General features: G+C 70.1%; 24 protein-coding genes and 7 riboswitches. Of the genes, 12 read left to right on the plus strand and 12 right to left on the minus strand.

All coding sequences use genetic code 11. The features are described 5' to 3' along the window. Window positions 1-144: 144 nt before the first annotated feature. Both DMP23_RS19480 and DMP23_RS19485 read right to left on the minus strand, forming a co-directional pair. Window positions 145-660, minus strand: a complete 516-nt coding sequence (locus DMP23_RS19480) for a hypothetical protein (RefSeq protein WP_337821974.1) — start codon at window positions 658-660, stop codon at window positions 145-147. A gap of 149 nt (window positions 661-809) precedes the next feature. Continuing rightward, window positions 810-2,069: a hypothetical protein gene (locus tag DMP23_RS19485; RefSeq protein ID WP_337821975.1), complete on the minus strand. Its 1,260-nt coding sequence runs from the start codon at window positions 2,067-2,069 to the stop codon at window positions 810-812. Between the two features lie 585 nt (window positions 2,070-2,654). Between DMP23_RS19485 and DMP23_RS19490 the strand changes: the two genes are divergently transcribed. Together DMP23_RS19490 and DMP23_RS19495 are read left to right on the plus strand one after the other, a co-directional pair. Further along, window positions 2,655-3,017 (plus strand): hypothetical protein, encoded by a 363-nt coding sequence (locus DMP23_RS19490; protein ID WP_337821976.1) that lies wholly within the window; start codon window positions 2,655-2,657, stop codon window positions 3,015-3,017. A gap of 5 nt (window positions 3,018-3,022) precedes the next feature. Beyond that, entirely contained in the window at window positions 3,023-4,225 is a 1,203-nt protein-coding gene (locus tag DMP23_RS19495; protein WP_337821977.1) for an MFS transporter, read from the plus strand. On the opposite strand, the gene DMP23_RS19500 is transcribed toward DMP23_RS19495, so the two are convergent. From DMP23_RS19500 to DMP23_RS19520, 5 genes are all read right to left on the minus strand, one after another. Then, entirely contained in the window at window positions 4,210-4,662 is a 453-nt protein-coding gene (locus DMP23_RS19500; protein WP_337821978.1) for an NUDIX hydrolase, read from the minus strand. The genes DMP23_RS19495 and DMP23_RS19500 overlap by 16 nt on opposite strands. A gap of 17 nt (window positions 4,663-4,679) precedes the next feature. Continuing rightward, window positions 4,680-4,742: riboswitch (Fluoride riboswitch) on the minus strand. A 54-nt stretch (window positions 4,743-4,796) separates the two neighbouring features. Continuing rightward, on the minus strand, window positions 4,797-6,290 hold the full coding sequence (locus DMP23_RS19505) for a MutS-related protein (RefSeq protein ID WP_337821979.1): 1,494 nt from the start codon (window positions 6,288-6,290) through the stop codon (window positions 4,797-4,799). Further along, window positions 6,287-7,813, minus strand: a complete 1,527-nt coding sequence (locus DMP23_RS19510; RefSeq protein WP_337821980.1) for a MutS-related protein — start codon at window positions 7,811-7,813, stop codon at window positions 6,287-6,289. Before DMP23_RS19510 ends, DMP23_RS19505 begins: the two co-directional genes overlap by 4 nt. Before the next feature lie 29 nt (window positions 7,814-7,842). Then, a riboswitch (Fluoride riboswitch) is annotated at window positions 7,843-7,906 on the minus strand. A gap of 13 nt (window positions 7,907-7,919) precedes the next feature. After that, window positions 7,920-8,738: a PP2C family protein-serine/threonine phosphatase gene (locus DMP23_RS19515; RefSeq protein WP_443111275.1), complete on the minus strand. Its 819-nt coding sequence runs from the start codon at window positions 8,736-8,738 to the stop codon at window positions 7,920-7,922. A 23-nt stretch (window positions 8,739-8,761) separates the two neighbouring features. Further along, a riboswitch (Fluoride riboswitch) is annotated at window positions 8,762-8,825 on the minus strand. A gap of 39 nt (window positions 8,826-8,864) precedes the next feature. Then, window positions 8,865-9,122 (minus strand): hypothetical protein, encoded by a 258-nt coding sequence (locus tag DMP23_RS19520; RefSeq protein ID WP_337821981.1) that lies wholly within the window; start codon window positions 9,120-9,122, stop codon window positions 8,865-8,867. A gap of 348 nt (window positions 9,123-9,470) precedes the next feature. Between DMP23_RS19520 and DMP23_RS19525 the strand changes: the two genes are divergently transcribed. The 8 genes from DMP23_RS19525 (at window position 9,471) to DMP23_RS19560 (ending at window position 15,635) form a co-directional block, all read left to right on the plus strand. Beyond that, window positions 9,471-9,692, plus strand: a complete 222-nt coding sequence (locus DMP23_RS19525) for a hypothetical protein (protein ID WP_337821982.1) — start codon at window positions 9,471-9,473, stop codon at window positions 9,690-9,692. Between the two features lie 12 nt (window positions 9,693-9,704). Next, complete coding sequence (gene ettA / locus DMP23_RS19530; protein WP_337821983.1) at window positions 9,705-11,366, plus strand: energy-dependent translational throttle protein EttA; 1,662 nt, start codon at window positions 9,705-9,707, stop codon at window positions 11,364-11,366. 219 nt (window positions 11,367-11,585) lie between these two features. Continuing rightward, window positions 11,586-11,882, plus strand: a complete 297-nt coding sequence (locus tag DMP23_RS19535) for a DUF3040 domain-containing protein (protein WP_337821984.1) — start codon at window positions 11,586-11,588, stop codon at window positions 11,880-11,882. A 40-nt stretch (window positions 11,883-11,922) separates the two neighbouring features. Then, window positions 11,923-11,986, plus strand: a riboswitch (Fluoride riboswitch). Window positions 11,987-12,007: 21 nt separating this feature from the next. Continuing rightward, entirely contained in the window at window positions 12,008-13,288 is a 1,281-nt protein-coding gene (eno, locus tag DMP23_RS19540; RefSeq protein WP_337821985.1) for a phosphopyruvate hydratase, read from the plus strand. Window positions 13,289-13,327: 39 nt separating this feature from the next. Beyond that, window positions 13,328-13,723 carry a fluoride efflux transporter CrcB gene (crcB, locus tag DMP23_RS19545; protein WP_337821986.1) on the plus strand — a complete coding sequence of 132 codons (396 nt, stop codon included), beginning with the start codon at window positions 13,328-13,330 and terminating at the stop codon, window positions 13,721-13,723. After that, entirely contained in the window at window positions 13,720-14,085 is a 366-nt protein-coding gene (gene crcB, locus DMP23_RS19550) for a fluoride efflux transporter CrcB (protein ID WP_337821987.1), read from the plus strand. The genes crcB (DMP23_RS19545) and crcB (DMP23_RS19550) overlap by 4 nt, the downstream gene beginning before the upstream one ends. Next, window positions 14,082-15,164, plus strand: coding sequence for a DUF190 domain-containing protein (locus tag DMP23_RS19555; protein ID WP_337821988.1), 1,083 nt, complete (start codon window positions 14,082-14,084; stop codon window positions 15,162-15,164). Before crcB (DMP23_RS19550) ends, DMP23_RS19555 begins: the two co-directional genes overlap by 4 nt. Before the next feature lie 24 nt (window positions 15,165-15,188). Beyond that, on the plus strand, window positions 15,189-15,635 hold the full coding sequence (locus DMP23_RS19560) for an NUDIX hydrolase (RefSeq protein WP_337821989.1): 447 nt from the start codon (window positions 15,189-15,191) through the stop codon (window positions 15,633-15,635). A gap of 303 nt (window positions 15,636-15,938) precedes the next feature. Here the strand turns inward: DMP23_RS19560 and DMP23_RS19565 are convergent, their stop codons facing one another. From DMP23_RS19565 to DMP23_RS19585, 5 genes are all read right to left on the minus strand, one after another. Beyond that, window positions 15,939-16,739: a hypothetical protein gene (locus DMP23_RS19565; RefSeq protein ID WP_337821990.1), complete on the minus strand. Its 801-nt coding sequence runs from the start codon at window positions 16,737-16,739 to the stop codon at window positions 15,939-15,941. Between the two features lie 16 nt (window positions 16,740-16,755). After that, a riboswitch (Fluoride riboswitch) is annotated at window positions 16,756-16,820 on the minus strand. Between the two features lie 48 nt (window positions 16,821-16,868). Then, window positions 16,869-17,351 (minus strand): inorganic diphosphatase, encoded by a 483-nt coding sequence (locus DMP23_RS19570; protein ID WP_337824415.1) that lies wholly within the window; start codon window positions 17,349-17,351, stop codon window positions 16,869-16,871. Window positions 17,352-17,371: 20 nt separating this feature from the next. Then, window positions 17,372-17,713 (minus strand): DUF190 domain-containing protein, encoded by a 342-nt coding sequence (locus DMP23_RS19575; RefSeq protein ID WP_337821991.1) that lies wholly within the window; start codon window positions 17,711-17,713, stop codon window positions 17,372-17,374. A 2-nt stretch (window positions 17,714-17,715) separates the two neighbouring features. Then, window positions 17,716-18,210 (minus strand): fluoride efflux transporter FluC, encoded by a 495-nt coding sequence (locus DMP23_RS19580; RefSeq protein WP_337821992.1) that lies wholly within the window; start codon window positions 18,208-18,210, stop codon window positions 17,716-17,718. Between the two features lie 169 nt (window positions 18,211-18,379). Next, the gene (locus DMP23_RS19585) at window positions 18,380-18,745 is read right to left on the minus strand and encodes a DUF190 domain-containing protein (protein WP_337821993.1); all 366 of its coding nucleotides are present in this window, start codon (window positions 18,743-18,745) and stop codon (window positions 18,380-18,382) included. Between the two features lie 28 nt (window positions 18,746-18,773). Further along, a riboswitch (Fluoride riboswitch) is annotated at window positions 18,774-18,851 on the minus strand. Between the two features lie 78 nt (window positions 18,852-18,929). Beyond that, window positions 18,930-18,993, plus strand: a riboswitch (Fluoride riboswitch). A gap of 102 nt (window positions 18,994-19,095) precedes the next feature. On the opposite strand from DMP23_RS19585, the gene DMP23_RS19590 reads away from it, so the two are divergent. Together DMP23_RS19590 and DMP23_RS19595 are read left to right on the plus strand one after the other, a co-directional pair. Next, on the plus strand, window positions 19,096-20,046 hold the full coding sequence (locus DMP23_RS19590; protein WP_337821994.1) for a respiratory chain complex I subunit 1 family protein: 951 nt from the start codon (window positions 19,096-19,098) through the stop codon (window positions 20,044-20,046). Next, the gene (locus tag DMP23_RS19595) at window positions 20,046-20,738 is read left to right on the plus strand and encodes a hydrogenase (protein WP_337821995.1); all 693 of its coding nucleotides are present in this window, start codon (window positions 20,046-20,048) and stop codon (window positions 20,736-20,738) included. The genes DMP23_RS19590 and DMP23_RS19595 overlap by 1 nt, the downstream gene beginning before the upstream one ends. The last annotated feature ends 1 nt before the right edge of the window (window position 20,739 follow it).

Below are 20,739 nucleotides of genomic sequence, written 5' to 3' on the forward strand. Positions count from 1 at the left end.
TGGCATCTCCCAGTGCCAGTTGGGCATACTGCCCAGCAGCGCGCGACTACAGCTGTCACTGAGCGCTTGATCTGGCCAGTTGAGCACCGTTGTTGGCCGCCACGGCACTCACCTGAGCCGGGTCGCCGGGGAGACGTGCGCCAGCTAGGGGTCCGCGCGCAGCGAGTCCGGCCAGCTGAACTCAACGGGGTCCAGGCTCGCCTGCCATTGCCCGTCGAGCACACGCAGCGCGTCGGTAGCGCGGGTGATGTCGGCGTCGGTCCACGGGAACTCGTCCTGCTCCAGCACTCCCCAGCCCTCGCGGGCCTGCCGCAACGGTGTCGGGAGCCGTTGTTCGACGGCGTCGTGGATGACCCCGGACATCACCTCGGCGACGCCGATCGAGCGTTTCGCGGCCTTGAGGATCCGGGTGCTCCGGGCTTTCGCGTCGTGGCGGGGTTTGCCCTCGGCCACCCGCATGTTGTCGAACATCGCGCCAGCCGCGATGCAGCCGAACACCCCGCCGCCGAGACCGAGCTCGCGTTCGGCCGCCGCGTGCGCGAGGTCGTGCGGGACCCGGAATTTTCGCGAATAGGACGGAAGGATGAGGACCACCCCGTCCTGGCGATGGATCCGCGCCACAGACTCCCCGCGCGGGGCGTGGTGAAAGGCAATGCGCACGGCCCCGAGTATCCGCGCCCTGCTGGGGTGATTGCCACCGAATATCTGCGGGCGTCAGCCGGTCATACCGACAACCCGGCTCAAGCGAGTGCCGTGGCGGCCAACAACGGTGCTCAACTGGCCAGATGAAGCGCGAGTCTCGAACTCTCTTACTCCGGCAGGTCAAAGTCCGGCGACGAAGCAACGCGACTTGCTCTCAAGACCTGGGCGAGCGTCGAGAGCGCCTCGAAGACGCCGAAGGTCTCGCCAAGGAACTCCAGGTAGGTCATCCCTGCCGGGTCCTTATCGCTGACTACCTGGCCACTCTGAAGATCGTGGTGCGCCGTAGCGTGACCGATCGTGTTGCGTCGACGGTTGTCGAGCAGAACCGCGAACGACTCCCAGCCAGGGACCTGAGCCACGTACGCGATCTTGTACGCATTGGACAGACTGTCGAATTGCTTGAGGCTCTTGGGACGCTGCTTCACAGCCACGCTCTCGGGGTGGACGTCCCCGAAGTCATCGGGGCTGCCCCGCTTCACAGTGTTCTGCGCTGCCACCAACGGCCACAGGCACTTGCAAGCGAGCTCGAATCCATGCTGGTAAAGATCCCTCACCGTCGAGAACTCGTCCCGGAACAGCACCAGCTCATCGAAGGCCCTCTTCTCCTCCGCGCCGACGAACCTGCCGAGCAGGCCCATCTCCCACGCGTCATGGTGCTCCACGAAGCGGTTGAGCTCGGTGAACAGATCTCGCTCCAACACGGCAGCCGCCTGCCCCCGACGCCGGAAGGTCAAGGCATGGTCCGGATGCCGGTCCAGCGCTGCTGCGTGCTTCCGCGCGAAGCGGCCTAACACTCTCGCGCTGGAGTTTCCGGTGGTCCCGGTGATCGTAGTCGTGGCAACCTGCAGAGCGCGGTACGCGACGGTGGTCCGTTCGTGGCTCGTGCGCGGCTCCCACTCAAGCCCGAGATGCTCCTGCGCGATGCGAATGAACATCTCGGCATTGCCCTGGAGGTAGTACTGGAACAGCATCCGGACCTTGGTCCACAAGGCTCGGCCAGCGTCAAGACCCTGATGACGCTCCGACTCGAACTCGCGGAGGACGTCGTGCCCGAGGATCCGCAAGAGCGTCATCGTGGGGAACGCCCCGGAGGGAGCGAAGGAGTCCGCTTCATAGCGCGATGGCACGAACGGATCGACGGTCACCACCGATACGCCGTCCGGCTCGGGATCGAGACTGCTCAGCACCTCGCAGTCGATGTCGATCCGGTAGTCCGAGAGCTCGGAACCCGACATTGATCCTCGAATCGGCAAGCGGCACTCGGGGCACGGCAGATAGAAGCGAGTCCCGCGGGTCGGCCCCACCCCGAGCCGCGCGACAAACATCTCCTCGCAACCAGGACACTTGAGGTGGTAGCGGGAGATCACGGGGTCAGGGTATCGGCTGACCCCGTGGTTGCCGCTCGAAGCCACCGAGAACCGCCACACCATAGACGATCACTCGCCGTCACAACCATGACAAACACGCGCTAGTTGAATACGCGATCTCACCAGTCTCAGACGCCTTGTCCGGCATCGCGTAGGCACGCAGCAGCGACCCGCACAGGCGAATCCGGCCGAACCAAGCAGATTCCCGGCGGAGAAGCCGAGGACGACCGCGAACCCGGCTCCCATGACGATCATGGTACCGGTGGAAGGTTCCGCGCGAAGCGGAATGGGCACGGCCGGTCCGGACTTAGCGCCTGTTTCCGACTCAGTCGCCGCGGCACCGGTCGACGCCCCGCACACCAGTGCCGCCCCGCCGGTCGCAGGCACGCCGCCGAACTGTCCGCAATGGAGCGACCTGCGCGCCGCTCGTGCCGGTTCGCGCGTGCGGCGGAATGCCGTAAGCTCCGTGCCAGCGCTTCAGCGCCCGGCGGTGGGGCTCGCCGGACCCGAACCGCGGCTGCCGCCGCCAACAGTCCCTGCCTGGACCGATGATCGAAGCGATCGACACAGGTAGGGAGAGCGCCCGTGGACACCCTGGTCATGCTCCTCGGCGGCGCGTTCGGTTTAGCGCTGCGCATCACGATCGACACCGCCGGCCCTGCCAGGTCCCGCTGGTACCCGGTGTTCGTCAGCGTCGTGGGCGGCTTCGCGCTCGGTGCGCTCGCCGGCGCCGCACTGCTCGGCCTTCGCGGGGACAGTCCGCTGGCCGCCGCGGGCATCGGGCTGTCCGCGGCGGTGACCACGTTCTGCGTCTTCGGGCCGGCTACCCGCGCGTTGGCCTGGCAAGGGCCGGTCCGCGCGGTCGCCGTGTCCGCCCTCGGCCATGCCTTGTCCGGTTTTGTCGCGGCGACCGCGGGCGTCGTGCTCGGCGTCGCGCTGGTGTCCTGAACGAGATGCGCGAGCAGGCCCGGGGCGGGCGGAAGTCGGCTGCGCTGAAGTTCGTGCTGATGGTCGGCGTGATGAGTTTCTTCGCCGATTTCACCTACGAGGCGTCCCGCGGCGTCATCGGTCCTTACCTCGGGCTGCTCGGCGCCGGGGCGTTCGCTATCGCGGTGATCACCGGTTTCGGCGAGTTGCTCGGCTACGGGTTGCGGCTGTTCTCCGGACGCGGCGCGGACCGGACCGGGCGGTACTGGCCGATCGCCATTGCCGGGTACGTGCTCCAGATGTCGGTGGTTCCGTTGCTGGCGCTGGCCGGGAGCTGGCAGGCCGCCGCGCTGCTGGTGATCCTCGAACGGGTGGGCAAGGCGATCCGGAACCCGCCGCGCGACGCGATGCTCTCCCACGCGGCCAAGCAGATCGGCTACGGCTGGGGCTTCGGCGTCCACGAGGCGCTCGACCAGTTCGGCGCGCTGTTCGGGCCGCTTCTGATCGCGTTCGTGCTGAGCCTGAGCCACCAGGATTACCGGCTGGCGTTCGCTGTCCTGGCCGCTCCCGCCGCGGTCATGCTGTGCCTGCTCGGGGTCGCCCGGCTGCTTTATCCGCGCCCGCAGGACCTCGAACCGTCCGCCGCGGCGACGCCGTCCGGCGGGTTTCCGCGCCGTTTCTGGCTTTACCTGGCGGCCGCGGCGCTGGTCGCGGCCGGGTTCGCGGACTTTCCGGTCATCGCTTTCCGGTTTCAGCAGCACAGCGCGGTGTCCGCCGATCTGATCCCGGTCTTCTACGCGGTCGCGATGGCTGTCAGCGGCGGGGGTTCGCTGCTGTTCGGGCGGTTGTTCGACCGCTTCGGCATCCGGCTGCTGATCCCGCTGACGATCGTCGCGGCCGCGTACGCTCCGCTGGCTTTCCTGGGCGGGTTCTGGCCCGCGCTGGTCGGCATGTGCTTGTGGGGGCTGGGGATGGGCGTGCACGAGTCGATCATTCCGGCCGCTGTGGCGCCGATGGTCGCATCCGGCCGCCGCGCGTCCGCGTACGGTCTGTTCACCGGCGTCTACGGCACCGCGTGGTTCGCGGGGAGCGCGGCGATCGGCGCGTTGTTCAGCGTTTCCCTGTCCGTGGTGGTGCTGTTCTCGGTCGTCGCGCAGCTCGCGGCCGTGCCGCTGCTGATTCTCGTCGCCCGCGGACGGGAGTCGCCACCAGCTCAGGGGACGGTCTGAGGCTGCCACACGTTGCCGAGGTAGGTCGCGACCCGGCGGTCGCCGCGGTGCAGCGCCCGCAGCTGCGGCCCGATGGGCGGACGCAGCGGCAAGTTCGCTACCCGGTCCAGCGGAACGAATTCCGGCACGAGACCGTGCTCGGTCACCGTCGGTTCGGCGTGCTTGTCGTCGGCGTGGGCGAGGAAGACGATCTCCATCAGATACTGCCCGGCAGCGGCATTCGTCGCGTCGAGCACGAAAGCGACCCCGACCGGGCTGACCGCGAGCCCGGTCTCTTCCAGCACTTCGCGGCGGACGCAGCCGGCCGCGGCCTCCGCGCCGACCGGTGTGCCTCCGGGAAGCACCCAGCCGTCCAGGCGGCGGCACAGCAGCACAGTGTCCTCGCGCAGCACAAGTCCGGAGCAGCGAAGGTTGACGGGGTACCGGTCGTTTCCCATGGCTTCTCCCGGCGGTCGTTCGGGCAGAAGCCATCAGCGCGGACCGCGCGGTCGCGGCGAGCTTCATCGCCGGCTCCGAGTCGGAAGCCCTTTCACGGTAACAAAGAATCCGCCGCTGCGGCCAGTCCCGGGGATCACGGCTCCGCGAAGATCCGCCGGTACGAATCCTCTCCGTAGCTGGTCGGCAGAGGCTCGCCCGGCGAGAGCCGGAAGGTGCGGCTGCCGTCCGGCTGCCGCTCGGCGCGCAGGAACGTTCTCGTGTCCAGCCCCTGCTCGTACAGGCTGTGCGCGAGGTCGTACAAGTGCGTCACGAACACTGCCTTCACCCCGCTTCCGGTGAGCGCCCGCAGCACCTGCCTGCCGATCTCGGAGCCTTCGCGTTCGTTGGTGGAGGCGAAGGATTCGTTGCACAGGAGGAGATCGCCCGGCGCGATCAGGTCGGCGATCTCGCTCATGCGGGCCAGTTCCTCGTCGAGTTTCCCGCTGCTCATCGTGGCGTCCTCCTCCCGTTTGAAGTGGGTGAACACGCGACGGCGCAGGTCCGCCCGGAACGCCTCGGCGCCGACGAACATCCCGCACTGCAGCATCAGCTGGGCGAGCCCGACGCTGCGCAGGAACGTGGATTTGCCGCCCTGGTTGGCGCCGGTCACCAGCACCAGCGACGAACCGTCGGCCGCCAGGTCGTTCCCGACGGTGCGCGTCTCCTGGGACAGGGCGAGCCCGACGTCGTAGAGCCCCTCGGCGGTCAAGGCAGGACGCCCGGCCGGGGCCGGGTCGGGAAAGCACGTCGGCTGTCCCTTCCGCTCCAGCAGCTCGTGCAGGGCGAGGCAGCCCAGGTAGAACGCGAGTTCCTTGCGCAGCACGGCGAAGAAGTCGAGCACGTGGTCGGCGGACTGGGCCAGCGCGTTGGCCGCCAGGTTGACCCCGTGCCCGGCCAATTCGGTCAGCGCCCGCGCGCCTGCCTCGTCGCGCGGAGGAATCTGGAAGCCGACGCTGTCGCGGTCCCGCCCGGTCAGCCGTTCCCACCAGGACAGCTGCTCCGGCTGGTGCAAGGTGTGCCGCACGCCCTTGTTCCCGGTGCCGAGTTCGGCGCTCATCAAGACGCCGCGGGGCAATTCGAGTTCCGCGAGATGTTCTTCGAGCGCGGCGAAGTAAGCGTCGTCCAGCTCGTCGAAGACCATCGTGAAGAACCGGCCGAACCCGGGCGAGCCGAACTCCCCGGCGTGCTCGCCGGCGAGCGCGCGCAGTTGTTTCAGGTTGTCTGTCAGCACTTTCAGGATCTGGACGGACCGGTGCAGGATGTTCTCCGGCGACGAGTGCAGGAGAATGCCGAACCACACTTTCCGCGGCGCGCGCACCGCGTCCGCCGCGATGGCGTAGAGGTCGCGCACGATCTGCTCGTGGCCGAGGCAGTCCGCCAGCACCCGCTGCCGGTAACGGATAGTGTCCGGATCGGACAGTCCGGAAAGGACCACCTCGCGTGCGACGTCGCGGGTGAACTGGTCGTCGCCCGCCATCGCCGCGTAGAGGACGTCCAGCTCCAGATCGTCGGCGAGAGCCGGTTCGTTCGGCGGGAGCTGCCCTTCGGGGTCGAAGTCCCGGTCCGGGTACAGCAGGAGCACCTTCATCGCGCGATCCTCCTCCGCAGCGAGTCGCAGGTCAGCCGGTAGGCGGCGGCGACCGCTTCGGCGTAGGCGAGTCCGTCGGCCGGACGCCGGGCGAGTTCGTAGGTCCGCCGCGCCGGATCGTCCGCTGCGACGGCGCCGACCATGCTGACGATCGCGGCGTCGAGTGCCGACAGCTCGTCGACGAACGTCACGTACACGGCGCGCGAGCGCAGCCGGAGGATCGCTTCGAGCACCTTGGCGCCGATGAACCGCGCGTCGTGCAGCGTGGTGGAGGAGAAACTCTCGTTCATCACGAGCACGCTGTCCGCGGTCGCCTCGGTGAGGATTTCGCGGATGCGGACCAGTTCGTCGTCCAGTTTCCCGCGCAGCGTGGCCAAGTGCTCCTCCCGCTCGAAATGGCTGTACACCCGGTCCGGGAGGAACAGCCGGGCCGACGCCGCCGGCACCGGCAGGCCGAGGCTCGCCAGGTACGGAAGCTGCCCGAACATCCGCGCGAACGTCGTCTTCCCGCCGTTGTTCGGGCCGCTGACCACGATCACCCGCTCCTCGCCGGTCAACCGGAAACTGTTGCGCACCACGGGAACCTTCTCGGCCACGAGCTTCCCGGCCAGTGCGAGGTCGAAGGCGTCCTCAGCGGCCAAGTCCCGGGAATCCGCAGGCAGTTCCGGGTAGCAGAACTCCAGCCCTGCGGCGCCGATCCGGCGCATGTGCTGCGCGTAGGCCAGGTAGAACTGCACCTCGCGGTCGTATCGGGCGATCGTCGCCTCGAGGTAGCCGCGGTGGGCCGCGCAGTAGTCGTGCAGGAGCCCGAACGCCTCGGGAAACAGCTTCGCTACGCAGTCGAGGACCTGGGCCTGCACGTGGTCCATCTGCTCGTCCTCGGGAAACCGCACCCGGTAGTCCCGGACCGCGCCTTGTTTGAACCGGGCGAAGACTTTCTCGACTTCGCCGGTGTAGTCGGCGTCCCCGCGCGAACGGCTGACGTCCACTCTCGGGCCGCGGATGTGGACCCGGTACTTGATCTTCGCCAGCTCCTCCCGGCACCGCCGGGTGTCGGCGACGAGACCACGATAGGGGGCCGAACCCAGGTACTCGGCGAGGAATTCGCGCAGCCCTCGCAGGCCCGCCGACCGGAGTTCGAGGTCGGCCAGCTGCCCGCCGAAGGCCGCCACCGCGTCACAGTAGGTGCCGACGGCGTCCAGGAACCACCGTTGCCGCTGCTTTTCGTAGTGCAGCTTCTCGCGGACGGCCAACTGCTTGCGCATCAGCCGCATCCGCTCGGCGAACTCCTCGACCGGCTCGCGCACGCTGTCGCGTCTCAGATCCCGCATGACGTCGTGCCGGTAGCGCACCTCGGCACGATCGGTCAACGGAGAGCGGAACACGGGCGACAGGTCGTACTCTTCGCGTCCCGCGAGCACCGCGTCCACGATATGGTCGAGGTTCAGATCGCGGAACAGGTCCGGCTCGCTGCGTTCGCCCGCCTCGCGGGCCGCGAAAAGGATGCTTCGGAAAGGGCGCACAACGCTCACCACCGCGGGTATCGGTCTGTCTGCCGGTAGAAGCCATCAGCCGCGGTGGCGGTGGTGCAGGCGGGCTTCATCGCCTGAGGACAGCGTACCCGAGCCCTCAGGCGCCGCGCCCGGGTCGCAGCAGCGGCCGGGTGGGCGGCGAGCCGTACGGGTCGCCGGTGCCGTTGACGAGCTCGCGGACCGCCGGCGCCGCGCGGTCGGTGTGCTGGGCGTCGGCGACGACGACCGTCACGTTGTCCGGTCCCCCGCCTTCGAGGGCGAGTTCGATCAGCCGGTCCGCGCAGGCTTCGAGGTCGGCGACGCGCAGGGTCTCGGCGAGGACGCCGGGCTCGACCACGTCGGACAGACCGTCGGAGCAGAGGAGATACCGGTCACCCGCCCGGGTTTCCCGGACGCTCACCGCGGGATGCTCGTCGTCCCCGCCGGTCAGCGCGCGCAGGATCACCGACCGCCGGGGATGGCTCCGGGCTTCCTCCGGGGTGATCCGCCCGGCGTCGACGAAGTGCTGCACCAGGCTGTCGTCGTGGGTGAGCTGGGTGCAGTTCCCGTCCCGCACCAGGTAGGTGCGGGAATCGCCGATGTTGACGACCGCCATCCGGTCGCCGGCGAACCAGACCGCGGTGAGCCTGGTGCCCATGCCGGCCAGGCTCGGGTCCTGCGCGATCAGGTCGCGGATCGCGGCGTTCCCGGTCTCCACCGCCGCGGCGAGCGGGCCGAGCAGGTCCGCGCCCGGATCGAGATGGTCGAGCGAAGCCAGCGCGGCGATCACCGCGGTGCTGGCGATCTCGCCCGCGGTGTGCCCGCCGACCCCGTCGGCGACGGCAAGCACCCGCCGTCCCGCGTACACGGCGTCCTCGTTGTTGGCCCGCACCAGGCCGCGGTCGGTGCGGACCGCGTAGCTGAGCATGAGCGTCATGGCGGCTGTTCCCTCGTCAGTCGCAGGAAGCAGACGCCATCAGCGCGGGATTGCGCGGTTTCGGCGGGCATCATCGCCGGTGCCGCCGATCTTACCGGCCGCGGCGCACGACCGGGTCCGGGGGAATCACCGCCGGCTTCCGGCCTGTTCCGCGACGCGGTACACGGCGGCGGCGAACGTGTCCGCCACCGCGATCGCCTGCCCGGCGCAGACGGCGACCCAGCGGCCGCGCTCCCGCCGAACCCGGCCTGCGACCCAGCCGTCCACTGCCACCACGTGAACAACCGTGCTCTCCGGGAACAGGCGGGTGCTCGCCACCGCGCGGGTGCCGGAGAGCCGCCGCGCCGCCTCCTCCGCCCGCACTCGCCATTTCTCCCGGTACACGATCCGCTCCGCCTCGCGGGCGAACCGGCGGCCAGGCCGCCGGTTCGCCCCGGCCGTTGTCGCGGTCCATGGTTCCTCCCGGTTCCGGCCGGCCGGGGGCGCACGGCGCCTCGGCCGGAATGCGGGGCAGAAGCCATCAGCGCGGACGCGCGATCGCGGCGAGCTCCATCGCCGATCCGCGGCAAGCGCCGCGAATGTCCTTACGGTAGCGCCGATCGAGCCGATCCGCTCCCCCGCCGATCCGGTATGATGGGCCCCGAGATTGGCGGAGGGACTCGCCACCGAACCGCGGCCGGGCGCCGCCGACGGTCCCTGCCGGCGGCTGCGGTCGCCCGGGAGGTGATCGCCATGAGCTGGACCATCGCCGTCCTCGGCGCGGCCGCGGCACTCGCCGCCGGGCTGTGCGCCTATCTCATCGTCCTCGCCGAACTCTCCCGGCATTTCCGCGGCGACCCCGGACGTGCCCGGCGCGAAGCCGGGCGGCAGGCCTTCGTCACCGCCGGTTTCTTCCTGGCGCTCGGCGCAGTACTGGGCGCTGTCCTGCCCCGGCTGTTTGCCCGGACCCCGTGAGGAGGCTGTCCGATGCGGTGGATTTACCGGATGGACCAGGTGCGGGTCGCCCGCGGCGACAAGGTGCTCCTCGACGACGTCACGCTGTCTTTCCCGCCTGGCGCCACGATCGGCGTCCTCGGCCCGAACGGCGCGGGCAAGTCGACGATGCTCGAGGTGATGGCCGGCCTGATCCGCCCGTCCGGCGGCGACGCGGCCCTCGCGCCCGGAGCGTCGGTCGGGATCCTGCGGCAGGAACCGGAACTCGACGACCGCGAAACCGTGCTGGGCGCGATCCGTTCCGCGGTCGCCGACACGACGGCGCTGATCGAGGACTACCACCGGCTCGCCGGCCGGATCGCGGCGGACAGCCCGCAAGACCTGCTGGACGAACTCGGCCGGTTGCAAGCCGACCTGGACCGCCGGGACGCCTGGGATCTCGACTCGCGGCTCGAACAGGCGATGGCCGCCCTGCGCTGCCCGCCGCCGGGCGCCGCCGGCGCACAGCTCTCCGGCGGCGAGCGGCGACGCGTCGCGTTGTGCCGGGTTCTGCTGCGGCAGCCGGATCTGCTGCTGCTCGACGAACCGACCAACCACCTCGACGCGGAAAGCATCCAGTGGCTCGAAGAGCATGTGGCGGGCTATCCGGGCGCCGTCGTCGCCGTGACCCACGACCGGTATTTCCTCGACCGCGTCGCAGAATGGATCCTTGAACTCGACCGCGGACACGTCTTCTCCTGCCAGGGCAACTACTCCGCCTACCTCGAGAAGAAGCAGGAACGGCTGCGCGTCGAAGGCGTGAAGGACGACCGGCGCCGCAAGCGGATTCAGCGGGAACTCGACTGGATCCGCTCCGGAACCCAGGCGCGGCAGGCGAAAAGCAGCGCGCGCTTGCGCCGGTACGAGGAGATGGCCGACGACGCGGAGCGGACGCGGAAGCCGGATTTCAGCGAGATCCGGATTCCGCCCGGGCCGCGGCTCGGCTCTCTCGTCGTCGAAGCCGCGGACCTGTGGAAGGCGGTCGGCGGCCGGGAGTTGTTCGGCGGTCTCTCGTTTTCGCTGCCCCGCAACGGCATCGTCGGAGTGCTCGGGCCGAACGGGGCGGGCAAGAGCACCCTGTTCCGGATACTGGCCGGGCAGGAGCGGCCCGACGCCGGAACGCTGCGGATCGGCGGCAGCGTCCGGATGTCGTTCGCCGACCAGAACCGCGCCGGAATCGATCCCGGCCGCACCGCGTGGGAAATCGTCTCCGGCGGCCGGGACTTCCTCACCGCCGGGCGGAGCACCGTGCCGTCCCGCGCGTACCTGGCGGCGTTCGGGTTCACAGGACCGGACCAGCAGAAACCCGCGCGGCTGTTCTCCGGCGGCGAGCGGAACCGCCTCAACCTCGCGCTCACACTGGCCCGGGGCGGGAACGTCGTGCTGCTGGACGAGCCGGCCAACGACCTCGACGTGGAAACCCTCGCTTCGCTGGAGCACGCGATCCTCGGCTTTCCCGGCTGCGTCGTGGCCGCCGCCCACGACCGGTGGTTCCTCGACCGGGTCGCCACCCACCTCCTCGCGTGGGAAGGACCCGCCCGCTGGCGCTGGTTCGAGGGGAACTTCTCCGGATACGTTGCCGATCGGACCGCCCGGCTTGGTTCCGGAACCGCCCGCCCGCGGCGCGCCGCGCATCGCAGGCTCGTCCGGGGCTGAGCGCGCCCGGCGCCCGTTCTTCCCGGATGCTTTACTCTCTCCCAGAGTTTCGCACGCCCGGCGGTGGGGCCCGCCGGACCCGAACCGCGACGTCCGTCGCCAACGGTCCCTGCCCGATGCGATCGTCCGCGTTCCGATCCGGCAGGAACCTCGCCGTCCCGGTTGCCCGGCACCGTCGCATCGCCAGCCACAGCAGACGCAGGCGTACGCGGAGGTCCCATGGCGCTGCCCGACGACGAGCAACGCAAACTCGACGAGATCGAACGCTTCCTCACCGAAGAGAACCCCTCGCTGGCGCATCGGCTCGCCTCCGCCCGGCCGCCCGGGGGCGCGACCCTGCTCTGGACCGCCCTGGGCCTGCTGATGCTCCTGGGCACCGGGCTGGTGATCACCTGCGTCGGCATCCAGTGCTCGGCCCCGGTCGTGATCGGCGCCGGGGCGCTGCTCACCGCGATCGCGCCCGCGGCGGCCGGCTGGTACGTGCGCCAGCGCGGCTGGCCGGACCCGCGCCAGTGAGATCCGGGCACTCCGGCGCGGCTGCGGCGGCCATGGCACAATCGGAACCGGCGATGGGGCTCGCCTTCAACCGCGGGACATCCGCTGACGGTCCCTGGCAGAGACGAACTGTGCCAGGAGGACGTGTGCCCGCTCTCGAAATCGTCGACCTCGACGCCCGGGAAATCCTCGACTCGCGCGGCAGGCCCACGCTGCGGGTGACCGCGGCGACCGGAACGCTGCGGGCCGCCGCGTCCGTGCCTTCCGGCGCGTCGACCGGCCGCAACGAGGCCCACGAACTCCGCGACGACGACCCGGACCGCTACGACGGAGCCGGAGTGCGTCTCGCCGCAGCCTCGGTCACCGGCGAACTGCGGGACCTGGCCCGGAGCCAGCCCTGGTCCAGCCTCGCCGACCTCGACCGGGCGATGGTCGACCTCGACGCCACCGTCGGCCGGTACCGGCTGGGAGCGAACGCGATCCTCGGCGTGTCCATGGCGGTCAGCAGGCTCTTCGCCCAGCAGGAAAAGCAGCCGCTGTGGGCGTCGCTGCGGCTTCCCGGACGGGCCGCCCGGCTTCCGGTCCCGCACTTCAACGTGCTCAACGGCGGCGCGCACGCCGACACCGGACTGGCCTTCCAGGAGTTCATGGTCGCGCCGCTCGGCGCGCCCTCGACCGTCGAAGCCGTCCGGGCGGGCGCCGACGTCTACCGGCACCTGCGCAAGCTGCTCGCGGAAGGCGGCCACAGCGTCGGACTCGGCGACGAAGGAGGGTTCGCCCCTCGGCTCGCTCAACCCGAAGAAGCGCTCACGCTGCTGGTCCAGGCGATCAAGAACGCCGGTTATCCGCTCGGCGACGACGGAATCGCGCTCGCACTGGACCCGGCCGCGTCGCAATTCCGCGGCGAGGACGGCAGCTACCGCATCGGCGACGCGCGGCTCAGCTCGGCCGAACTCGTCGAGCGCTACTGCGAAATCGTGCGCGGATTCCCCGTCTGGAGCATCGAGGACGGCATGGCCGAGGACGACGACGCCGGCTGGCGCGAACTGACCGACCGGCTCGGCGAACGCGTCCAGCTGGTCGGCGACGACAACTTCGTCACCAACGCCAAGCTGATCCGCCGCGCGGCCGCCCGCGGGATCGCCAACGCCGCCCTCGTCAAGCCGAATCAGGTCGGCACGGTCACCGAAACCCTCGACGCGATCCAAGCCTGCCGCGACCACGGCTACACCTGGATGGTCTCCCACCGCTCCGGCGAAACCGGCGACGACTTCATCGCCGATCTCGCCGTCGGCACCGGCGCGGGCCAGATCAAAGCGGGCGCGCCCGCGCGCGGCGAGCGCGTCGCGAAATACAACCGCCTCATGGACATCGAAACCGGCCACCCCGGGCTCCCCTACGGTGCGCGGCCCGGCAGCACGCGATGACAGCCGGGACGACGCCAGGAAAGGCGGTGCCTGCCGACCATGGCTCGCGATCGGCGTGAACTCGCCGCGATCTTCGCCGGAGGCGCGCTCGGCACCGCGGCCCGCGCCTTCCTCGGCACGGTGCTGCCCGCGGGAGCGGGCGCTTGGCCGTGGGCGACGTTCGGGGTGAACATCGCGGGCAGCTTCCTGCTCGGGTACTTCGTCACCCGGCTGCAGGAGCGGCTGCCGCTTTCGAGCTACCGCCGGCCGTTGCTGGGAACCGGTCTCTGCGGGGGTCTCACGACGTTTTCCACCATGCAGGTGGAAATCCTCACGATGATCGACCACGGCGACCACGGTCTCGCCGTCGCCTACACCGCGGCCAGCGTCGGCGGCGGACTGGCGGCGATCTACACCGCCACCGTGCTCGTCCGCCGCGTGCGGGTGCGCGGATGACCGTGCTGGTGTGGATCGGGGTGGCGCTGATCGGCGGCACCGGGTCGGTGCTGCGGTTCCTGGTCGACGGCTTCGTCGCGAACCGGGCCGGGAAAGCGTTCCCGTTCGGCACTCTCGCGGTGAACCTGTCCGGAGCGGTGCTGCTCGGCGTCGTCGCCGGAGCCGCGCTCGGCCACGACGGCGCGCTGCTCGCCGGGACCGCCGCCGTCGGCTCGTACACGACCTTCTCGACGTGGATGCTCGAGACGCACCGGGTCAGCGAAGAACGCCAGTACGCCGTCGCGTTCGCGAACATCGTGCTCAGCCTGGTGTTCGGCATCGCGGGAGCGGCGCTGGGCCGGTGGATCGGAGGCGCCTGGTGAACGAGGACTGCCTGAAGCTGACCAGTTACTTCGGCGAGCGCAGCCGCGTCGGCGGCCGGTTCTTCGCCGACGCCGTCATGGACGTCTACGGAGCGCACGAGGTCGCCACGAGCATCATGCTGCGCGGAGCCGCGGGTTTCGGGCTCAAGCACCATCTGCGCACGGACCAGTCGCTCACCCTGTCCGAGGACCTGCCCGTCGCCACGATCGCCGTCGACACCCGAGACCGGATCGAAGCGTTGCTCGACGAGGTGACCGGACTGAACCCCGGCGGGCTGACCGTGCTGGAACGGGCCCGCATGCTGCAGCACGACATCGGCCCGGCACTGCTGCCCCAGGAGCTCCACGAGGGAACCAAGCTGACCATCTACATCGGACGCCAGGAACGCGTTTTCCGGATGCCCGCCTACCAAGCGGTCTGCCGGCTGCTGCACCGCCGCGGCATCGCCGGCGCGACCGTGCTGCTCGGCGTCGACGGCACCGCGCACGGACAGCGGGAACGGGCCCGGTTCTTCAGCCGCAACGCCGAGGTCCCGATGATGATCATGACCGTGGGAGACGGCGACCGCATCTCGCGCGTGCTGCCCGAACTCGGCGGGCTGCTGGAACACCCGCTGCTCACCCTCGAACGGGTCCGCATCTGCAAACGCGACGGCCAACTCTTCGAACGGCCGCACGCACTGCCCGAAACCGACGAACGCGGCCGGCAACTGTGGCAGAAACTCATGGTCTACACCTCGGAATCCGCCTTGCACGAGGGCCGTCCCGTCCACCGTGCGCTGGTGCAACGGCTGCGCAAGTCCGGCACCGCGCGCGGCGCGACCGTGCTGCGCGGCATGTGGGGCTTCCACGGCGACCACCGCCCGCACGGCGACCGGGTGTTCCAGCTGAGCAGGCACGTCCCGACCGTCACCGTCGTCATAGACCGGCCGGGCAACATCGCCGCTTCCTTCGACATCGTCGACGAACTGACCCAGGAACACGGCCTGGTCACCACCGAGATGGTGCCCGCGCTGACCGCCACGGACGCCCACGGCAACCGGCGCGGCGGAACCGCACTGGCCGAGCACGACTTCTGACCCCGCAACCCCGAAAGGTGCCCAGTGGACGATCAGGACACGATCAGCCTGCGCTGTTCGGCTCTCGTGCTGCGCCGTGACACGGTCCTGCTGTGCCGGCGCAGCGACGACTGGGTCCTGCCCGGCGGCACGCCGCGGCACGGCGAGTCGGTCGGCGCCTGCGTGCGGCGCGAGACCCGTGAGGAGACCGGGCTGGCCGTGCACCCGGCGAGCGTCGCATTCGTGCTCGACGCCACCAACGCGGCGGCCGGGCACCACCTGATGGAAATCGTGCTGTCCGCCGAGACTGAAATCGACGCGGAACCAGCCTGTGTCGAAGCCGGGCTGCACCCCGAGTTCGTACCGCTCGAAGCGCTGGCCGGGCTCGGCATGCGACCCCCGATCGCCGGGCACATCCGCGCTTTCCACGCCGGAGGCCGCCGCCGCACCGCCGCCTACCTGGGAAACGTATGGCGTCCCGCACCCCGGTGAGAACGCTCGATGCCGGCCGAGGCGCGGTCTGAGCCAGACGCGGGATGAGCGGTCCTCTCACGGACGGACTGATGCGGTCAGGCAGACATCAATCGGATATTTCAGCGACACCGGTGTCTCTTGTGGACGGTCGGCGGGACGAGACCGGCGCGGCTCAGGTTTCCGGCATTGGTGACGACGCTCGGCGCGGGGACGGCCGGTGCGGTCTGCCGCTTCCGGCCGCCCCCGCCAAAGCGGCGCACAGTCCCGGCGTGGGGGGGCTCGCGGTGGGACGGTGCGCCGCCGCTGAGGAAGCGCGGGGCGCTATCGGTGCCCGGAACCGAGGCAGCGCGGCAGATCGAGGCCGAGGAACCGGTCCAGGTGCACGAACAGCTCGAACTTCGCGCCGTCGCCGATCTCCGGATCCGCCTCGACGCGGTCGAGGATCCCGAGCAGGACCGGAGTGCCGACGTCGTCGTCAAGCGCCGCATAAGCCTTGCGCACCACGGTTTCCGGCATCCGGCTCGACGCTTCCGCGCCCCACTGCGCTACCCGCTCCCGCCACCGCGCGAGGGTCGCGGCCGCCTCGGCGAGCTGATCCGGTCCCAGCGCGATCTCCTCGCGCAGACCTGCCGCCAGGAACGCCAGCCGCGTCGGAAGCAGATCGGGTTCTCCCGCCGGTGCCTGCCCGTCCGGCACGACCGGGCCCACGACGATCCGCAGCACGCCTTCCGGTGCTGGGCCCCGGTCTTTCGCGGGCTCGACGAGAAGGTGCGCACGCACCTCCGAGAACGACCTGGCGACGTGGGCGGGCCCGGGAATCCACAACGCCCGGAAAACGCGGTCCAGCACCGCCCGCTCCCGGCTCGGCGCATCGACGCCCGGCCGGACCACCGTCGTGAACACCTGGAGGCCGTAGCGGTCTTCGAGAATCCGGCGCACCACGTCGGCCGCCACGGCGGCGCGCAGCGTGGCCGGCGCGGCCGGATCCGGCGCGGGCACGCACATCCGCACTGTCGCGCCGGGCGGACGTCCGAAAACGACCGGATCCCCGGCGTCGTGCACGAACCGCACTCCGCCCCCGGCACCGGGCGTCGCCCATGCGGAACTGGCGGATTCAGGCACCGCGCCTCCTCTCCCGGACGGGACAGAGGCCATCAGCGGAGTGGTTCCGCGGTTGCGGCGAGCCTCATCGCCGTTTCCCACTGTCCGCCTTTTCGCCGAGGCGGGCAAGAGCGGCGGGTCGGCGGCGGGTCACTGCCCGCGATAGCGGTCGGCCGCCGCCCGGACGACCCGCTCGGCTTCCTCCCGGCCCTGCCAGCCGCGCACCTCGGTGGACTTGCCGGGTTCGAGATCCTTGTACACGTCGAAAAAATGGCCGACCTCGCTCAGCAGGTGCGCGGGCACGTCGGACAGCTCCCGGACGTGTTCTTGCCGCGGGTCCTCGGCGGGAACGCACAGCACTTTCGCGTCCGGGCCGTGTTCGTCGCGCATCCAGAACACCGCGACCGGCCGCACCGAGATCTGGCAGCCGGGAAAGGTCGGGTGCGCGACGAGCACCAGCGCGTCCAGCGGGTCGCCGTCCTCGGCCAGCGTGTCCGGGAAGAACCCGTAGTCGGCCGGGTACTGCGTCGCGGTGAACAGGGTGCGGTCCAGCCGGATCCGGCCCCGTTCGAAGTCCATCTCGTACTTGTTGCGCGATCCCATCGGGATTTCGACGATCGCGTCCAGTTCCATCGTGCGGTTCTCCACTGCGGTCACCGGCGGCGGGCTTTCTCGTTGGTCATGACTTCGACTTCGTCCAGGAATACGGCTCCCTCGCCGATCAGCTCGTCGAGTTCGGGCAGGAAGGCGCGGATCTTGTCCTCGGCGTCGACGACGACGATCAGGATCGGCAGGTCTTCGGACATGCTGAGCAGCCGGGTCGTGTGGATCATCGCGTGGATCCCGTAGCCCTCGCAGCCGCGCAGCACGGTGGCTCCGGCGAGACCGGCGTCGCGGGCGCGCTCGAGGATTTCGCGGTGCAGCGGCTTGTGCTGCCACATGTCGTACTCCCCGAGGAAAATCGACATGCGCAGGGCATAACCGGTGAGCTGCATGCTCAGTTCCTTTCGTCCCGGCGGCGGGCCACGCCGGTCGCGCTCCTGGTCAGCCAGACCGCGACGAGCACCGCGAGCAGCGAGCAGATCAGGGTCCCGGCCAGATAGCCGAAAGCGATCAGCACGGTCCCCGGCTCCAGCAGTACCCGGGATTCGACCGCATAGGCGGAAAACGTGGTGAACCCGCCCAGCACGCCGACCCCCAGGAAAGGCCGGACCAGCCGGTGCGCCGACCACGCCTCGGTGATGAGCACCATCAGGACGCCGATGAGGAAGCAACCGGCGACGTTCGTGGCAAACGTCGCGGCCGGGAATGCCCCCGGCCGGGCGGGAAAGAGTTCCGACAGTCCGAGCCGGGCCAGTGCGCCCAGCCCGCCGCCGAGCGCGACGACCGCCAGCACGGCACCGTGCGTCCGGAGCAATTCCCGGCGTTGCGAGGGAACCCGGAGATCGACATCCGGATCGATCGGGTCGCTCACCCCGACGTCGTCGCTCACCCGCGCCTCCTGCTTGTCCTGAGCACACACCAGCCAAGCAGGGACCGTTGGCGCCGCGGCGGACGCAGTTCCTCCGGGCGCTTCCCGAAGCGGCGAGCCCCACCGCCGCGCTTCCAGCCTAGCCGACCCGGCGACCGGACGCAGACGGGCGTATTCCGGTTCGCCCGGGTCAGGTCGGGGACCACCAATGCGAGCGCCGGGGCGATGATTCCGCGTACCGGATGGACTCGACCTCGTCGACCACGACCAGCCCGCTGATCTCGATGTCGTCGAGCTGGTCGAGAAACGCGCGAATCTTCTCCTCCGCGTCCACGATGAGCACCAGCACCGGCAGGCGTTCGCTCAAGAGGAACACATGCTGGGTGTGGATGCGCGAGCCCGCGCCGAACCCCTCGATGCCGCGCAGCACGCTCGCGCCGGCCAGCCCCGCTTTGTGCGCCCGGTGCACGATCTCGACGTAAGTCGGCTTGTGATGCCACACGTCGCCCTCGCCGAGGAAGATCGACACCCGCAACGCCCTCTTGGCAACCTTCACGACGGTCCTCCTGGTCCCGGGCGGCTCGAAGCGACCAGGAACCATCAGCCTCCGCGGAGGCGGTTCGGACCGCACGGCCCCGGCGGGATCCATCGCCGCGTCCAGTACATCGCCGGCGGCCGCGGGGGTCAAGGACCCGTACGGGTCCGGCGGGCTTGCGCGACGCCGCCGGGGTGGTCACACTGGGCACACAGGCGATGGGGCTCGCCTCAACCGCGGGGTTTCCCGCTGATGGCCTCTACCGCACCACCTTCGTGTTCGCACGCTGGCAGGCCGGTAGAGGAGGTCCGAGTGGACGAGGATTCCGCAGTCCCCGATCATCAGTCCGCTCCCCGGCCCGGGGAGCTGCCGTGAACGCGCCGGTCGTCCAGCTCGCCCAGGTGCTCACCGTGCTGATCGCCGCGCCCGGGGTGTCCGGCCTGATCGCCCGGGTGGAATCGCGGCTGCAGGGCAGGCGCGGCACCCGGCTGCTGCAGCCGTACTACGACCTGAGCAAGCTCTTCCGCAAGGAGGCACTCGCCCCGCACGGCGCGAGCTGGGTGTTCCTGGTCGCGCCGCTCGGCGCGATGGCGTGCTACCTGACGGTGCCGCTGCTGATCCCGGTGCTGACGACGTTCCCGCTTCCGCTGGGGTACATGGGCGACATTCTCGGCGGCGGATTCGTCCTGTCGCTGGCCAGTTTCGCCGTCGCCGTGGCCGCGGCCGAAACCGGTTCGCCGTACGCGCAGATGGGCGCGAGCCGGGCCAAGACCTTCAGCGCGATCACCGAACCGGTGGTGCTGTTCGTGGTCTTCACCGTCGCGCTGGTGACCGGCACCGACCTTCCCTACGCGCTGGCCGGGACCGTCCGGGCCTCGGCTGAGCAGATCGTGCGCCCGGCGCACCTGCTCGCGGCGGCCGCGCTGCTGCTGGTGATCCTCGCCGAAACCGGCCGCATCCCGGTCGAAACCCACACCGGCACCAACGAATTCGGCATGATCGAAGAGGCTCGGCCGTTCGAGCACTCCGGGCCGTACTTCGCGATGCTGCGCTGGGGATCGGCGATGAAACAGCTGATCCTCTTCACCATCCTGATCAATGTGTTCATCGCGCCGTGGGGCCTGGCGTCGTCCTCCGGCGCGGGGGCCGTCGCGATCGCCATCGCCGCGCTGCTGGGCAAATGCGCGGTGCTCGGCGTCGTGATCGCGGTCATCGACAACTCTTTCGCGAAACTGCGGCTGTTCAAGATCACCGAGTTCGTCGCGGCGGCGTTCCTCTTGGCGGTGCTGGCCGTGTTCACCCTCTACTTCGGAGGCGGCTGATGAATGTCCTGGCTGCGGATCCGGCCGCCGTCGCCCCGCCCGGCGTGTACGCCGGGGTCGCGAACGGGCTGGCGGTGCTGGTGCTGCTCACCGAATTCGCGATGCTGCGGGCGGCGCTGCTGCGGGCCCAGGTCCGCGTGTACGCGGCGCAGTCTCTGCTGGTGTCCCTGCTGGCGGTGGTGGTCGCGGTCGCGCGCGACGTGCCCGAGCTGTACGCGCTGGCCGGATTGTCGTTGGCGCTCAAGGTGATCGTGGTGCCCTGGCTGGTGCTGCGGATGCTGCGCACCGCCGGGACGGAGATCGCCGGCAGCGGCGCGCTCGGCGTCGCCAGCGAAGTGCTGCTCGCGGTCGCGGTCGCGGCGTTCGGGTTCTTCGCGACCGGGCGCTTCCACGTGACCAGCCCGGCGCTGCCGGAAACCGCGCTCGCGCTGTCGGTCGCGGTGATTCTCGTGGCGTTCGTCCTGATGATCGTGCGGCGCGACGTCGTGTCCCAGGCGATCGGGTTTTTCTCCCTGGAAAACGGGGTGTCGCTGGCCAGCCTCGTGGTCGCGGCCGGGATGCCGCTGATCCTCGAGGTGGCGTTCCTGTTCGATCTGCTGGTCGCGGTGGTTGTGTTCGGCGTGCTGATGCAGGTGCACCACCGGCGTTCGGAATCCCTGTCCACGCGGCACCTGACCCGGTTGCGGGGGTGAG

It is taken from the genome of Amycolatopsis sp. A1MSW2902 (genome assembly GCF_017312175.1).
GTDB classification, from domain to species: Bacteria; Actinomycetota; Actinomycetes; order Mycobacteriales; family Pseudonocardiaceae; genus Amycolatopsis; species Amycolatopsis nivea.

Excerpts from the sequence above, each read along its gene's own strand:
- crcB (WP_337821986.1), top strand. The coding sequence starts at position 13,328 with ATGGCTCGCGATCGGCGTGAACTCGCCGCGATCTTCGCCGGAGGCGCG.
- DMP23_RS19500 (WP_337821978.1), bottom strand. The coding sequence starts at position 4,662 with ATGGGAAACGACCGGTACCCCGTCAACCTTCGCTGCTCCGGACTTGTG.
- DMP23_RS19505 (WP_337821979.1), bottom strand. The coding sequence starts at position 6,290 with ATGAAGGTGCTCCTGCTGTACCCGGACCGGGACTTCGACCCCGAAGGG.
- ettA (WP_337821983.1), top strand. The coding sequence starts at position 9,705 with ATGCGGTGGATTTACCGGATGGACCAGGTGCGGGTCGCCCGCGGCGAC.
- DMP23_RS19570 (WP_337824415.1), bottom strand. The coding sequence starts at position 17,351 with ATGGAACTGGACGCGATCGTCGAAATCCCGATGGGATCGCGCAACAAG.
- crcB (WP_337821987.1), top strand. The coding sequence starts at position 13,720 with ATGACCGTGCTGGTGTGGATCGGGGTGGCGCTGATCGGCGGCACCGGG.
- DMP23_RS19575 (WP_337821991.1), bottom strand. The coding sequence starts at position 17,713 with ATGCAGCTCACCGGTTATGCCCTGCGCATGTCGATTTTCCTCGGGGAG.
- DMP23_RS19595 (WP_337821995.1), top strand. The coding sequence starts at position 20,046 with ATGAATGTCCTGGCTGCGGATCCGGCCGCCGTCGCCCCGCCCGGCGTG.
- DMP23_RS19515 (WP_443111275.1), bottom strand. The coding sequence starts at position 8,738 with ATGACGCTCATGCTCAGCTACGCGGTCCGCACCGACCGCGGCCTGGTG.
- DMP23_RS19495 (WP_337821977.1), top strand. The coding sequence starts at position 3,023 with ATGCGCGAGCAGGCCCGGGGCGGGCGGAAGTCGGCTGCGCTGAAGTTC.
- DMP23_RS19525 (WP_337821982.1), top strand. The coding sequence starts at position 9,471 with ATGAGCTGGACCATCGCCGTCCTCGGCGCGGCCGCGGCACTCGCCGCC.
- DMP23_RS19535 (WP_337821984.1), top strand. The coding sequence starts at position 11,586 with ATGGCGCTGCCCGACGACGAGCAACGCAAACTCGACGAGATCGAACGC.